The organism is Acidipropionibacterium jensenii DSM 20535 (assembly GCF_000425285.1).
GTDB classification, from domain to species: domain Bacteria; phylum Actinomycetota; class Actinomycetes; order Propionibacteriales; family Propionibacteriaceae; genus Acidipropionibacterium; species Acidipropionibacterium jensenii.
Map to the genome: position 1 here is coordinate 1 of NZ_AUDD01000001.1, position 14,656 is coordinate 14,656.

Genomic DNA, 14,656 nt, shown 5'->3' on the forward strand with positions numbered 1-14,656 from the left:
GCTGGAACGACCGCTCACATCCGTTCGTCTGGACCAAGACCGCCGACCAGATCCTCAAGAAAGCCAACCCAAAAAAGACTTCAGAAGCGAACCACTAGTACCACCACCGCGCTTGCAACCAGAATCGTCAGGAGGACGACTGACCACACCGCTGCTCCGACATGGCGAAGGCCTCCGGCCTCTGCACCCGTCGCGGGCGTGATGTCGGAGGTGGGTGCATTGGCCTCCTGGCCGGTCACCTCTGGAACTTCGCCAGTCCGTCACTGACGATTGTCGCGCCGTCGGTGAGCTGCGCTCCCGGGGTGGTAGCGGCGAAGGGCAGAGTGATGAAGCTCTTGTTCTTCACTGCCCGGAGGTTCTTCAGGACAGGGTCGGTCTCCAGATACTTGATCTTCTTGGCGGCCGTATCCCATGACGCGTCGGCCAGCACGATGACGTCCGGATCGGCTGCTACGACCTTCTCCCAGGACCCGTCGAACCAGTTCGACTTCTGATGTGCGAACACGTTGGTGGCGCCAGCGGCGCTGAGGATCAACTGTGGCCCGCCAGTCCCTCCTCCCAGGAATGGCGTCTTGTCGCCCGAGTCGAACCAAACTGCTGTGAGGCCCTTGCCGTTCTGCGCGGCCTGGACAGCGTTCAGCTCTTCCTTCTGCTTGGAGATCACGGTCTTGGCCGCTTCTGGCCGGCCGAGGATCTTGGCCACGTTGGTCACCTCGGAGTAGACGTTGTCCCAAGTGGCGTCTGCCGACTTGGTGCCGTCCGGGCAGCCGAATGGGCTGATGTATGTGCCGATGCCCTGTCGTGCGAGCGCCTCGCGGGTGCCCACGGCCTTGTCGGTGAAGGCGCTGGCATACGAGGCGAAGGCGAAGTCTGGTCTGGCGGCCAGGAAGGCCTCTTTGTCGGGGTACTCCTTTGAGAGCACCTTCACCGACTTGTAGGCCGACTGCCACTTCTCGGGCATCACACCGTCCAGATAGGCGGTACCGACGAGGCTCTTCTGCATTCCGAGGGCGAGAACGTTCTCGGTGGCTCCCTGGTTGAGGGTGACAGCTCGGGTGACCGGCTTTGCGAGAGTGATCTTGTGGCCACAGTTGGTGAGGGAGATGCTGGTCGGCGTCGCAGCACTTGACGTTGAGGCTGACGGACCCGAGGTGGGACTGGGGGCGCCAGCGCATCCGGAGAGTCCGATTGCCAACGCTGAGATCGCGGCCGTCGCGGTCAGCGAGAAGTGGGCGCGACGAGTGGAGTGCTGGTTGAGTGACGAACCATCGGGACCGGCCGTGGGACGCGAGGCGTCAGTGCGATGGAACAGGGATGCCATGGTCACAGAGAGAAAAGGCATGCCAGATGCGCTTCCTGTATGGCGGCTTGCGCGGCCGCTGTGTTAACAGCTCTGCCAGGTGGTCTTCGGACTCGGCCTCAACCCTGCACCAGAACCTTCCCAGTCGGGTGGTCACACACCCTGCCAGTGGTTACTCGTCTCCGAGCCAGTGCCAGTCAGCAATACCGCTGCGCGTCAGCTCCGGCATCTCACCGGATTCCCTTGACCTGATGGTAGTCAGCCTAGACGATGAGTTCTCAAGTGGTGCATCTGGGGCGGCGCAGTGATCCGACGGTGACCTGAGCCACAGCAGACCCCAGTTCACATCTCCATCGCCATCGGCATTGCGAAGAGGATGCAGTTGAGCGCGACGAGCAGCATGATCGCCACTGCGTTGACGGCGAAGGTCGCGCCGGGACGAGGATCGGCGCGATTGCCGTGAGCCATCCGGTAGGCGGTGTACAGGGCGCCGGCAGTCGCCAGAGCGATGAGGGTGTACTGGACCGTCTTGATGGCGTCCGGGGGAACCAGACCCATGTTCATGTCCATTCCGCCAGCCGTCGACATCGGGTGGGCCATCCCCAGGGCGTGGAGCAGGGAGAACCACAGCGCCTTGCCCTCGCCGAGCAGGTGGAAGCAGGCGTGGGCGATGTGCACTCCCAGGCACAGCGGGATCATGGTGTAGCCGAACTGACTGAAGTTCTGCTTGGCCGTCCTCCCGTTGATCGCACCGGCGAGGAGTGCTGCCAGGAGCACCAGGACGGCCGGGATGGCAACAGTCGGAAGGTAGGCGACGCTGAAGTCCACAGCCGTGTTCGCGGTAGTGGTGACGTCGGCGTGGAGCACGTTCATCACGTCGTCCCAGATCGGCAGCATGGTGGCGTTCTCCAGCAGCACGATGCCCATGATCCCGACCGCCAGACCGGCCACCGGGAACCGCGGCTTGAGTGTGGTCCACAGCTCGCTGGTGGGCATTCGGGGACTGATCCGGATGGCGTTCGACGGGCAGGTCTTGACGCAGTCGGCGCACAGTGTGCACTCGGCGCTGGTGTCCATGGCACGCGGGAACTCGAACATCGGACAACCGGGCGCCTGCGCGGTGCCTCGGAAGCAGGCCTTGGTCTGGCAGCTCGAGCAGGTCGATCGGTGGGCTCTCAGCTCCAGCATCCCGGCCCGGGCGTAGTTGCTCGACAATCCGCCGACCGGGCACACGTAGCGGCACCAGGTCCGCCTCTCGTAGAGGGCGCCGAAAGCCACCGTCGCCGCGGCGAACAGCAGCAGCATGATCCCGGAGGCGCGCGGAGCCTCGACGATCCCGGTGACGTGCTCGAACCAGGTGACCACCAGGAACACCCCGAGCATGATCCACATGGCATTGCGCTTCAGGAAGGCGGGGGCGCGGTGGCGGCGTCCGACCATCTTCTGGACCAGGTCGTTGAGGTACCCGAACGGGCAGACGGCGCACCACACCCGACCGAACAGCAGCAGGACGATCGGCAGGGCCGACCACCACAGGATCCACATCACCGCGCTGCCGAGGTTCATGTCGGCGTCGCGGGGCCCGGCGAACAGGTCGTAGACCAAGTACACGAAGAACAGCAGGATCGGGATCTGCAGGGCTGCGGGCCACCATCGGCTGTTGAGCAGGCGGTTCACCCCCCGGTTGGCCAACAGGTCCGGGGGAGGGAACTCGTCGTCCGGATCGGGCTGCCGATGGTTCGGATCCCGAACAGGGATCCGGGGATCGAGAAGGACCTCATGGTGTGACGTCGTGGTCATGACTTGGACTCACTTCATCCCGTCGAGCATGTTCTGCATCTGAGTGATCTGAGCGGTCTGCGAGCTGATGATGTCGGCGGCCAGGCTGATCGCCTGTGGATTCGTGCCGTGGGTGAGCTCGGTCTTCGACATCTCCACCGCCGCCTGGTGGTGGACGATCATCTTCTGCAGGAAGAGCCTGTCGAACGCGGTCCCCCTGGCGGCCTTGAGCTGGGCCATGTCGGCCGGGGTCATGCCGGGCATGTCCATCCCGCTCATGGTGCTGGGGGAGGACGCCGCCGAACCGGGCGACGTCATGCCTTCCATCTGGTGGGAGGAGTGATCCATCCCTGGCATCGAGGACGCCGGCATCGACATGCCGGGCATCGAGGACGCCGGCATGCTCATCCCGCCCATCGGTGATCCTGTGGAGGATGCCGACGGCATGGCCGAGGAGCCCGCCATCGCGGCCTTCCACACCGTCAGCCAGCCCTTCATCTGCTGGATCTCGGGGCCCTGGGCCTCCTGGATCTGAACGGCGAGGGTCTTCACGGCGTCACTACTGGCGCGTTCGGGAACCAGCGCCGACATGTCGATCGCACCCTGGTGGTGGACGATCATCATCGTGGTGAAACTCATGTCCTGGGCATTGTGCTTCGGCGAGACGGCCGCCGATGCCGGGGCCGAGGCTGAGGGGGAGCTCGTGGCGGTGCTGGGATTGGTGGCGGCCAGACAGCTGACCAGCCCGATCACCGCCACCACGGCGACCCCGGAACCGATCGCGACGCGGGACTTGGGACTCATGTGAACCTCCGGACGGGCGGATGTCACGGAGTCGTTTAGCGGCCCCGGTTCATCCATCGTGAACTGTGGGACACCTCGAGCCAGGCGACCGGACTTCGCCCTGAGGGCGTCACCGTTGCGCGGACAGTGCCGGATTCTCACCGGCTTCGCTGGGTCTCGACGTGGTCACGTCATGTGACTCTCCAGACGATAGTGAGCATGCCCGGCGGCTCTGTCGCCGGGGTCGGACAGCGGGGTCTCAGGGGTGCGGTGGCTCACGGTGAGGACGCCGGGGCACCTGCGGCGCCAGCAGGGCCAGGCTGAGCACATATCCCGGGGTCGGGTACAGGCTCACCAGTTCGACGCCGTTGGCCCTCGCGTGCAGCGAATCGTTGCGCGCGTCCCTCGGATCCTCCCAGAACCCGGTCCCGCGCGCCTTGAGGATCGCCTCTTTGGCGGTCCAGCGCAGGCAGGCGTCCTCCCGGCTCCGGTGGCCGGCGAGCCAGTGGAGCTCGGCCTCGGTGAAGACCTCGCTGAGCCGGCGCACCCGGTCGGCGCACGACGTCATCTGAATGTCGACCCCGACGGGCGCGGGCGAGACGGCCGCGGCGACCATCCCGGCGTCGTGGCTGATCGAGGCGTCCCAGCCCGGCACACTGAGGCGCGGCTTGGCCCGTCCCGGACCGCCGGGGACCTCGCCGAGATGGATGGCGGACGCAGTGGCACCGGTCTGGCGGGCGGCCAGATCTGCCAGCAGAAGGCGGGCCGCGACGAACCGGTGCTGGTCCTGGGGGCGGTGCAACCGCCTCATGAGACCGAGCTCCGCGCCGCTGAGTCGGCTCTCCGCCTCCCGGCAGGTCGCGGCGTTCGGAACCGCCGCCCAGGCGACCACGGCCTGCAGGCCGCTCGATGCGTGGTGCAGGGCGAGTGAGTTCACAGGGGTCCTCCTCACACCGGATCGGCCGGGATGGACTGGCGCCGGGTGGGGAGCCCCCGGGTTATTAATGAGAATGATACTCATGTACGGTGTGGGGGTCTCCTCCCCGCCCCCGATTCCCGTGCTCCCCACCCGGGGCACTCCGGGCGGGCCGGTTGCTCGTGCTCCCGATGCACGCGTTCGCAACGGTTCCCGACGTCCCCAACCCCGATATTTCCAAGGAGCAGATCCATGAAGGCTGCCGCCCGTCAGGCACCGACCCAGGTCCGACCTCGGCCGGCACCGCATCCGACGACTCGCGAGGGTGTCGTCGATGTGGCGATGACCCCGATGCAGCGGGCCTATCTGCTCGGCAGCCTCGAGGGTCAGGAGCTGGGCGGTCAGGCGACCTTCCTCTACGTGGACATCGCGATGGCCTGCGACGCGGGGCGGGCCGCCCGCCTGATGGACACCCTCTTCGCCCGCCACGACATCTTCACCGCGACTCTGCGGCCGGAGGAGGCTGTGATCCGGCTCGATCCCGAGCTCCCGATCCGGACCTGCCGGGTTCACGGTCCGGACCGTGTCGAGGAGGACGGGACCCCGCGGTCGGCGCAACGGCAGGACCAGCGCGAGCAGTGTGACCAGGCGACACAGTCAGGGCAGGCGGGAAGCCGACTCATCGCCGAGGTCCGCGAACGGCTGATGGCCGAGGCCCGCGACTGCCATCGCACCGGGCGGCTCTACGGCGCCGAGGCGATCCCGCTGGCCGACGGCACCTCCCGGGTCTGCCTCTACGCCTCCATGATCATCGCCGACGCCGTCTCCGGAGTGGTCTTCATCGGTGAACTCCATTCCTTGCTGCGCGGCGAGCCGCTGCCCGCCCCGGCCAGATACACCAATGCGATGCACCAGGTCCAGACCCTCGCCGCGGCCAGGGCGGACGGGCAGAACCCGGACCCCGACAAGGCCTACTGGGCGCAGAAGGCGCCGACTCTGCCGCCGGCACCGCGCTTCCGCCGCGGCGCGAGGATGATCGACGGCTGGCAGACCCGCGGGTACCAGAAACTGTTGTCCGCCGAGCTGGTGGCGGGCCTGGAGCGACGCTGCAGGCAGGATCGGACGAGCCTGTAGGTCCTCCTGCTGGCACTGCACAGCGCGGTCATCGCCCGGTGGTCGAACACCCCTCGGTTCAGCGCCAATGTCACCCTCACCGACCGCGACCGGCTGCCCGAGGAGACCTCTGGAGCACTGATCGGGGACCTCACCACCTCTATGGTGGTCGGCGTCGACGTCTCCCGGTCCGAGGGCACCCGCCGGCTCTGCCACGCCCTGGGCCGCGAGATGGCCCGCAACCACCGGCATCGCGGGTACAGCGGGGTCGAGGTCATCAGGGAGCACCTCACCGCGGGTCAGCAGCCCGGAACCGCCGTCCTGCCGGTGGTCTTCACCAGCCTGCTCGGCAGCCACGCCCGGGCCGCGAACATCGACATGGACCTCCAGCAGATCTACACCCAGACCAGCCAGGTCTTCCTCGACATGCAGGTCATCCCGCGCTCGGGCTCGGTCCTGCTGTCCTGGGACGTCGTCCCCGGGTACTTCGGGTTCGACGTCGAGGAGATGTTCGAGGCCACCTGCCGGACGATCGAGGGCTGTGCGGCGGGCGGCCAGGAGGTGCTGCCCGTCGTCGACTCCCGCTCCGAGAAGCTCCAGCAGCACTACAACGACACCGCCGCCCCGGTCCCCGGTCAGACCCTCCTCGAGGCGGTGCTGGCCTCCTGCGCGCGCCATCCGGAACGCACCGCCGTGGTCAATCACACCGCCCGGGTCAGCTACAGCTACCGGGACCTGGACCAGATGTCCGCCCGGATCGCTCAACATCTGGCCGGCCAGGGCTGTCGGCCCGGAGACGTCGTCGCCGTGGAGACCACCAAGCACCCGATGTCGGTGGTCAACCAGCTCGGGGTACTGCGCGCCGGCTGCGCTTTCCTGCCGGTCGGCGCCGGGCTGCCCGCCCAGCGCAGGAGATACATGGCGGACGCCGCCAGGGCCACCGCCACCCTGGCGGACTCGACCTACCGGGACCAGGACCTGGCGGCCCTGCCGGCCGAGGTCGAACCCGTGCAGGTGGACCCCGACGATCCGGCCTACATCATCTTCACCTCGGGCTCGACCGGCCGGCCCAAGGGAGTGGTCATCTCCCACCGCGGCGCCCTCAACACCATCGCCGACATCAACTCCCGGTTCCGCCTGGGGACCTCCGACACCGTCATCGGGCTGTCCGCGCTGACCTTCGACCTGTCGATCTACGACATCTACGGCACCCTCGCCGCCGGCGCAAGGCTCTCGATGGTCAACGACGAGCGCGACGCCGACGAGATCCTCGAGGTGCTGCGCCGCGACCGCGTCACGCTGTGGAACTCCACCCCGGCACTGCTGGAGCTGACCCTGCTGAGAGCCGGCGATGACGACGTCGCCCCCTCCCTGAGGACTCTGATGCTCAGCGGCGACCGGATCTCCTTCACCCTTCCCGCCCGGTGCCACCGGCTCCTTCCCCACGCCGAGGTGTTCAGCCTGGGCGGTGCCACCGAGGCCAGCATCTGGTCGATCATCCATCCTCTGGACGGCTACTGCGACGCCACGGCGGTGCCCTACGGATCCCCGCTGGCCAACCAGACCATCCATGTCCTCGGATTCGACCGGCGTCCCTGCCCGGTGGGGGTGCCCGGCGAGATCTGGATCGGGGGAGCGGGTCTGGCGCTGGGATACTGCGGCGATCCCGACCGCACCGCGGCCTCGTTCCGGGATGTCCGGCCCTTCGGCAGGCTCTACCGGACCGGCGACATGGGGGTCTTCAACGCCCACCACTGGGTGGACTTCCTGGGCCGGCGGGACCGCCAGGTCAAGGTCCGCGGGCACCGGATCGAACTGGGTGAGATCGAGACGGTGATGGAGGACGATCCCGCGGTGAGCCAGGTCGTCGTCGCTATCGTGCAGCGGTCCGGTCAGCCCACCATCGCCGCCTTCGTGGTGCCCTCCGGACCGGCGGACGCCGTTGATGTCGCGGCCCTGCGCGCCAGGTCCGGCGGATTCCTGCCGGAGTACATGGTGCCCTCGGTGATCCCGGTGGTCGACGAGATTCCGACCACCGCCAACGGCAAGGTCGATCAACGCAGGCTCCAGGAGATCTGCGACTCCAGGGTCGACGCCGGGTCGCGTCAGAGCCGGCTCCGGCGTCCCGGAACCGCCGTGGTCCGCGGGGCTGCCGGGGCCGGCGTGGCCGGCGACAGTGCCGGGGACCCCGACTCCTCGGCGGGCCGGGAGTCCTGCCCGGAGTTCACCTGCCAGGACCCGTCCAGGGCCTGGATGAGAAGGATCTGGTCACAGGTGCTGGGTGGCCGGGTGACCGACGACGAGGCCTCCTTCTTCTCGATCGGTGGGGACTCGCTGACCTTCCAGGACCTGCTGCGCCGGGTGCATCAGGAGACCGGGCGCCCGCTCGCCTTCCGGGAGATCATCCTGGATCCGACGGTGCGCCGGTGCTGCGAGCTGGCCGGTTCGGAGCCGGTGACCGCCACCGGCCCCGACGACGTCGTCCCGAAGGGCTCGAATGCCGAGCCCGACGACCACACCCGGAGTGTCGAGACCGGCGATGACGACCCGTACGCCCCCTTCCCCCTCACCGAGATGCAGCTGGCCTATCTCACGGGCCGCAATGCCGCCTTCGAACTGAGTGGGGGCTCGGAGCACTACTACCGGGAGACCGAGGCCCAGATCGATCCGGAGCGGTTGGAGGACGCCTTCAACGCCCTGATCGCCCGCCACCCGATGCTGCGCTGCCGGATCGACGCCGACGGAACCCAGCGGATCCTGGCCGAGGTGCCCCACTACCGGATCGAGCGGTACGGGGCCCCGGACCTGGCGGCGCTGCGCTCCCGGATGAGCCATGAGGTCTTCGCGGTGGGCAGCTGGCCGATGTTCCGGCTGGCCGCCGCCGGATCTGGGGGAGGGCCGGCACCGGCTGTTCCTCAGCATCGACCTCATCATCGCCGACGGGACGAGTCAGGCGATCCTGATGGAGGACCTCACCCGGTTCTACCAGGGTCGCGACCCCCTGCCGGTCTCCGGCACCTTCCGCGACTACCTGGTGAGGCTGGCGGCGCGCAACCAGGGCCGCAGTGGTCCGGGCGGACTGGCCGGTCGAGTCGGTGACCTCCGATCTCATCGTGGGCGCCGGCCAACCCGTCGGCGCCGCCTCGCTGACCTCGATGCTGCTCTCCCTGACCGGCGAGGTCCGGGCGAGGCGGGCCGGAACAGTGGTTCGGGTGCCTGCCACGGTCGACCGGTCCGTCCGGGTCGGGGATATCAGGACGCGCTATCTCGTGGGCTATGAATGTCCCGACATCGATGTCGTGCAGAGAATTGTCCCGGGGGTCTCCGAGTACTCCTATCGGGTCTGTTTCGAGCAACTCCCGGGATTTGCGGTGGATCTGGTTCACCGCCTCTCGGAGTACGGCAGGGGGTGGGGGATCGGGGTGTCCGAGCGGGGCAGGGCGCGCCGCGCCCGGACCGTCGCCGCCCTGGCCGGATGCGCGGCCGGGATCGCGACGGCCCTCAACCGCCGCCGGGGGCGCCAGGCCGATCCCGCCGTCCTGTCGATCGCACTGCACGGACGAGACGGGCAGACCCTCCGGGGCACCGTGACGGGGCCGTCCTCCTACCGGATGACGGCGGCATGCGCCCTCGCGGTGCTTCGGGTCGTCACCGAGGAGGTCGACCGAGTGCCGGCCGGGGTCAGTGAGCTGGACCGGCTGGGACAGTTCCACCGGGCGATCTGGGCGGAGCTCTCCCGGTTCGGGATCGACGTCCCGGAGATCACCGGGAGTGCTCGGGAATCATCGCCGATGAGGACCGGGAAGAATGATCGACAAGGGGATCAGAGTGTGACTGGGGTGACGAAGTGATGACCATCATGACAACGCAGGGGAATCGGTCCGGAAATGATGTGGAAAACACAGTTCCAGCGGCCATCGAGGTGGTAGGACTGCAGAATTCCTACGGCACCGGAAGGCACCGCAGAACGGTCCTGAACGGCGTCACCTTCGAGGTGACCGGCGGCACGATCGTCACCCTGCTCGGCCACAACGGAGCGGGCAAGACGACGACCGTGCGGATCCTCACCACCCTGCTGGGGTTCGACTCCGGGCAGGCGCGGATCTTCGGTGCCGACGTCCGGCACTATCTCGACCGGGTGAGGTCGATGATCGCGGTGACCGGCCAGTTCGCCGCCGTCGACGAGAACCTCACCGGGCTGGAGAACCTGGTCTTCTTCGGGGAGCTGAGGGGGTTGAGCGGCCGGCAGGCGCGCCACCGGGCCGGCGAGCTGCTCGACCAGTTCGGGCTCGCCGACGCCGCCCGGCAGAAGGTCTCGGGATACTCCGGGGGGATGAGACGACGTCTCGACATCGCCGTGTCGCTGTGCGTCGTGCCGCGACTGCTCTTCCTCGATGAGCCGACCACCGGGCTGGATCCGATCAGCCGTGCCGACCTGTGGCGCTACATCCGCCGGCTGCGCGACGGCGGTCTGACGGTCCTGCTCACCACCCAGTACCTCGACGAGGCCGAGGCTCTCTCGGACCGCATCGTGATCCTCAAGGACCACCAGGTGGCCGCCGAGGGGACCCCCGAGGACTTGCGGCACCGGCTCGGCGGGTCGGTCTGCAGCGTCGTGCTCGAGGACAAGAGCCTCGCCGAGGCGTTCCGGGATGCGGTGCGCAGCGGCACGGCGGGGATGTCCGCACGGCCGGTCCTGACCGGGGAACCCGGGCCGACCACTCCGTCCGACTCGACGACGCGGCAGGGTCCGGCGGCCGTCGACGTGTCCCGGCTCGCCGAGGGCTACCAGGTGAGCTTCCGGACCGAGGAGCCCGGCGCGACGGTGCGCAGGATAGCCGAGGCACTCGGCAGAACCGGTGCCCATCCGCGGTCCGTCTCGGTCGCCCCGCCCACTCTCGACGACGTCTTCGTCCACCTTATGACGGACGGTGCGGACTCATGAGCGAGATCTCAGTGAGGTCCCCCGGGGCCAGTGCCGCCGGTGCCGCCGGTGTGGTGGGTGGTTCACGCCCGGCAGGGGTGAGATCGGCAGGGGCCTTCCTGGTCCGCGACCTCACCCTGCTGAGGCGGAACACGGCCTCCCTCATCAGCACCTTCATCGTGCCCGGACTGTTCATGGTGTGTCTGTACGCCGTCTTCGGTCACGCGGCCGACACCATCGGCCTGGACTACGCCACCTTCCTGTTCGCCGGATGCCTGGTCCAGGCAGCGCTGTTCACCGGCGCGGCGTCCTGCATGGCGGTGGCGGTGGATCTGGACTCGGGACTCATCGACCGGATCCGCATCTACCCGCGCAGCACCGCCGGATACCTGCTGGGTCGGATGGCCACTGACATGGTGCGGATGGGGCTGTCGAGCCTGGCGGTCATCGCGGTGGCCCGGGCCTGCGGGATGGACGTCGCCGCCTCGCGGGTGCTGTCGGCCTGCCTGTGGGGCCTGCTGGTCGCCCTGGTGTGGGGGGTGCTCACCACCGGACTGGTTCTGGTCGCCGGGCACCCGGTCGAGAGGGCCGATCTCATCCAGACCCTCGAGATGCTGCTGGTGCTGTTCTCCACAACCTTCATCCCGGCGGCCAGCCTCTCCGGGGCCCTGAAGAACGTGGTGATCCACATGCCGCTGTCACCGGTCATCGAGGTCACCCGCTCGGTCCTGGCCGCTCCCGGATCGGCCGGTTCGGCCTCCCGGGCCACCTGGACCGAGGCGCTGTGCTGGCTGGCCGGGATGCTGCTGGTGGGGCTGACCCTGTCGGTTCACGCACTGCGGCGCAGGAGGACCCGATGAGTACCGATCATGATCTCTCCGGCCTGATCGGAGGCCCGGGAGTGCCCCGGGCGCTGGGCCTTCACGCCGGCCGGTACCTGCGTGTCTGGAGCCGGCAGCCCGCCAGCTACCTGACCGCTCTCGTGGTGCCGCTGATCTACCTCTACATCACCCATGAGCTGTTCGGAGGATTCATCCGCACCCTCACTGGGACCCTGGATGCCAACCACATCACTATGGTGGTCGCGGTGTCCTGGGCCTTCGTGCTGGCGGTGAGCGGGTCGGGGGCGATGCTGGCCGAGCGTCGGGCCGGACTCCATGATCGTTTCGACACCCTGCCGGTGGGCCGGGCCCGGACCGGCCGCTCCCCTCAGGGAGTCGCGCTGTACGCCCGGGTGCTGGCCGAGCTGCTGCTGTGCGCGCTGATGATGGTGCTGGTCGAGACGGTCTCCGCCTGGACCACCGGTTTCACCCTGTGGAGCCAGGCTCCGACGACACTGGTGGCGGTCACGGTCCTGGCGGCCGCGGCGGCCTCGTGCACCGGGGTGCTGGTCTCGGTGGCCATCAACAGCCCCCAGGGACAGGTCGGCGTCATCCCGGTGATCATCGTCTTCATGATCGTCAACACCGGCATCCTGCCGGCCGATCTGTTCGCCCCCTCGTTGCGCGGCTTCGCCGCCCACACCCCGGTCAGCGCGGTCGTCTCTCTGATGGACGCGACCCTGGGATCGGGCGCCACCCCCGGCCGGTGGGCGCTGGTGCTGGCCTGGTTCGGCGGCATCGTGGTCCTGGGGCTGCTGGGCATCCAGGCGATCACCCGTCGGAGGAGAGCATGAGCACCCTCGCGCAACGGACCTTCCAGCACCCGTGGTTCCTGGCGGCCTACGAACGGTTCGTCTACGGGCCCTTCCTCAGCGCCTTCGCCCTGCGGCCGGTGAGTTACCGGACGGTCTACCGGAGCCTTCGGGAGATGGCTGCCGGAGCCGGGGGAACCGGTGACGTCGGTCCGGGAGGCTCTGATGGCAGGCCTCGTACCGGTGGCCGGATCGTCGATCTGGGCTGCGGCACGGGGTGGTACTCGCGGCGAATGTCGGCAGACCCGCACTACCGGGGCCTCCCTGTGGTGGGCCTGGATCTGTCCGAGCAGGCGATCGACGTCGCACGCCGCAAGGCCGCCTCCCGGGCCGGGGCAGGGGACCCCGACGGGTCCCCGCAGTTCTCGGTGGGGGACGCCGGCCGGGCCGCACAACTGCTCGGACCGGGGGCCGAGGAGGTGTGGATCTGCGGTGCACTCCACCAGATGGGTCATGCCGATCGGGTGCTGCAGCAGGCCGGTGCCATCCTCGACCCCGGAGGCGTGCTGCTCTGTCAGACCTTCGGCCGTCGATCTGCTCGGCGCTCGGTAGTGGTCCGGGTCCTGGAGCACTTCGGCCACCGCGTCTTCCCGATCGGGGAGGTCCGGCAGATGGCCGAGAGCGCGGGTCTCCGGTTCGAGGCGATCCGGGTGTGGGGGATCGTCATGCTGGTGACGATGATCAAGCCCCGCAGATGACCGCCGGGTCGTTGTCGAGGACCATGATCCGACGGCGGTCGGCACGGTATGTCGGCCAGTCCCGCGACTCGGCGGGGCGTCCATCGGCGGCGAACCGGGACCACAGCCGCTGCATCGTCGAGGAGAACCGTGAGTCGCGGTCGGGGGAGTCGGCGGGCAGGGTGCCGAAGAGGTAGCGCAGCTCCTGACTGTGGGCGGCTCCCCGCGGGCCGATCCGCGGGTCGGCGGAGACGTGGTCGAACCGGTACATCCAGGTCGGGGCGCGTCGGCCGTGCGCCGCCGCGGTCCGCACCACGGTCCGGTGCCAGGCCCTCAGCTCGGCGGCCACCGACTCGTCGTAGGGGCCCGGGGCCAGGCCATCCTCGTCCCTGTTGGTGCCGATGAGCAGCCCGACGGCGGCCTGCCTGCCGGTCTCGAAGGCTTCCAGGATCGGGGCGGGAAGGGACCGGTCGATGCAGGGACACAGGATCGAGACGTCGGGGCACCGGGCCGCCGAGATCGCGTGCAACGCGTCCATGGCGTCCAGGAGCTGATCGGGGGACGCCGTCTCCAGGGCCGTCGCGGTGTCGGCACCGACCCTCGCCCGGAGCAGATCGGCGAACCGGTGCGCCCAGCGGGCGTGGACGGCCCCGCTCAGCCCCATCGCCGGCGCCGGGGACTGGGCGACGGCTCGGGCGAACAGGCCCCTGGCCGCGGGCATGCACAGCAGCGCCAGCACCGAGGTGCCTCCGGCCGACTGGCCCGCCAGGGTGACATTGCCGGGATCGCCGCCGAAGGCCGCGATATTGGCCCGCACCCACTTCAGCGCGGCGATCTGGTCGAACAGGCCGACATTGGAGTCGCACCGGACCCCGGGGGCCGACAGGCTGGACAGGTCCAGGAAGCCGAACGGGCCGACGCGGTAGTTGAGGGTGACCACGATCATCCGGCCGGCCTCGGCGAGACGCCGTGCGTCGTAGGTCGAGCCGGTTCCCGTCATGAAGGCCCCGCCGTGGATCCACACGAGCACCGGAAGGCCCGCACCATCAGCGACGTCACCCTCTACGTCACCGTCGACGTCACTGCCGGCACGGTCGGTGCTGGGACGGACCACGTCGAGGGTCAGACAGTCCTCGGCCACGGCGGTACCGCCGAATCCGGACACGCTGCCGTCGATGAGGCGCTGGATCGGAGCCGGACCCCACCTCCCGGCGTCCAGCGGTTCGCGATGCGGCAACGGCGGTGAGGGGCGACGGAACCGGAGCGGGCCGAGGGGAGGGGCGGCATAGGGCAGGGCGTACCAGGCCCGGGTGGCGCCCTGGTCGACGCCGACCACCGGCCCCTGGGCGGTCATCACCGTCGGGTTCATCGTCCCTCCCAGTTCTCCGGTGATCGTGGCGTCTGCCGACAGATGGCCCGTGAACGTGTCGAACCCCCTCACGGGGAGGGGGTTCGACGGTCTCAGCGCGAC

General features: G+C 68.8%; 12 protein-coding genes and 1 riboswitch. Of the genes, 7 read left to right on the forward strand and 5 right to left on the reverse strand.

The window, feature by feature from the left end:
- Nucleotides 1–235 precede the first annotated feature (235 nt).
- The 4 genes from H590_RS0100005 to H590_RS17050 all read right to left on the reverse strand — a co-directional run bounded on the left by H590_RS0100005 (nucleotide 236) and on the right by H590_RS17050 (nucleotide 4,799).
- A complete protein-coding gene (locus H590_RS0100005) occupies nucleotides 236–1,222 on the reverse strand; it encodes an ABC transporter substrate-binding protein (RefSeq protein ID WP_028701932.1) in 987 nt (328 codons plus the stop codon).
- A gap of 159 nt (nucleotides 1,223–1,381) precedes the next feature.
- Nucleotides 1,382–1,583, reverse strand: a riboswitch (cobalamin riboswitch).
- Between the two features lie 59 nt (nucleotides 1,584–1,642).
- The gene (locus H590_RS0100010; protein ID WP_051237985.1) at nucleotides 1,643–3,100 is read right to left on the reverse strand and encodes a 4Fe-4S binding protein; all 1,458 of its coding nucleotides are present in this window, start codon (nucleotides 3,098–3,100) and stop codon (nucleotides 1,643–1,645) included.
- A gap of 9 nt (nucleotides 3,101–3,109) precedes the next feature.
- Entirely contained in the window at nucleotides 3,110–3,883 is a 774-nt protein-coding gene (locus H590_RS0100015; protein WP_028701934.1) for a DUF305 domain-containing protein, read from the reverse strand.
- A 238-nt stretch (nucleotides 3,884–4,121) separates the two neighbouring features.
- Complete coding sequence (locus tag H590_RS17050; protein WP_028701935.1) at nucleotides 4,122–4,799, reverse strand: 4'-phosphopantetheinyl transferase family protein; 678 nt, start codon at nucleotides 4,797–4,799, stop codon at nucleotides 4,122–4,124.
- Nucleotides 4,800–5,030: 231 nt separating this feature from the next.
- Here H590_RS17050 and H590_RS0100025 point away from each other — a divergent pair, with 231 nt between their 5' ends.
- The 7 genes from H590_RS0100025 (at nucleotide 5,031) to H590_RS17055 (ending at nucleotide 13,206) form a co-directional block, all read left to right on the forward strand.
- Nucleotides 5,031–5,912 (forward strand): condensation domain-containing protein, encoded by an 882-nt coding sequence (locus H590_RS0100025; protein ID WP_028701936.1) that lies wholly within the window; start codon nucleotides 5,031–5,033, stop codon nucleotides 5,910–5,912.
- A gap of 141 nt (nucleotides 5,913–6,053) precedes the next feature.
- Nucleotides 6,054–8,990 (forward strand): amino acid adenylation domain-containing protein, encoded by a 2,937-nt coding sequence (locus tag H590_RS0100030; protein WP_028701937.1) that lies wholly within the window; start codon nucleotides 6,054–6,056, stop codon nucleotides 8,988–8,990.
- On the forward strand, nucleotides 8,987–9,742 hold the full coding sequence (locus H590_RS18590; RefSeq protein ID WP_161625988.1) for a hypothetical protein: 756 nt from the start codon (nucleotides 8,987–8,989) through the stop codon (nucleotides 9,740–9,742). Before H590_RS0100030 ends, H590_RS18590 begins: the two co-directional genes overlap by 4 nt.
- A 41-nt stretch (nucleotides 9,743–9,783) precedes the next feature.
- A complete protein-coding gene (locus H590_RS13955; RefSeq protein ID WP_036980311.1) occupies nucleotides 9,784–10,836 on the forward strand; it encodes an ATP-binding cassette domain-containing protein in 1,053 nt (350 codons plus the stop codon).
- Entirely contained in the window at nucleotides 10,833–11,675 is an 843-nt protein-coding gene (locus H590_RS13960) for an ABC transporter permease (protein ID WP_051237987.1), read from the forward strand. The genes H590_RS13955 and H590_RS13960 overlap by 4 nt, the downstream gene beginning before the upstream one ends.
- On the forward strand, nucleotides 11,672–12,490 hold the full coding sequence (locus H590_RS0100050; protein WP_028701939.1) for an ABC transporter permease: 819 nt from the start codon (nucleotides 11,672–11,674) through the stop codon (nucleotides 12,488–12,490). Before H590_RS13960 ends, H590_RS0100050 begins: the two co-directional genes overlap by 4 nt.
- The gene (locus H590_RS17055) at nucleotides 12,487–13,206 is read left to right on the forward strand and encodes a class I SAM-dependent DNA methyltransferase (protein ID WP_051237988.1); all 720 of its coding nucleotides are present in this window, start codon (nucleotides 12,487–12,489) and stop codon (nucleotides 13,204–13,206) included. Before H590_RS0100050 ends, H590_RS17055 begins: the two co-directional genes overlap by 4 nt.
- Here H590_RS17055 and H590_RS13970 read toward each other — a convergent pair.
- Entirely contained in the window at nucleotides 13,190–14,626 is a 1,437-nt protein-coding gene (locus H590_RS13970) for a carboxylesterase/lipase family protein (protein ID WP_051237989.1), read from the reverse strand. The genes H590_RS17055 and H590_RS13970 overlap by 17 nt on opposite strands.
- Nucleotides 14,627–14,656: the final 30 nt, after the last annotated feature.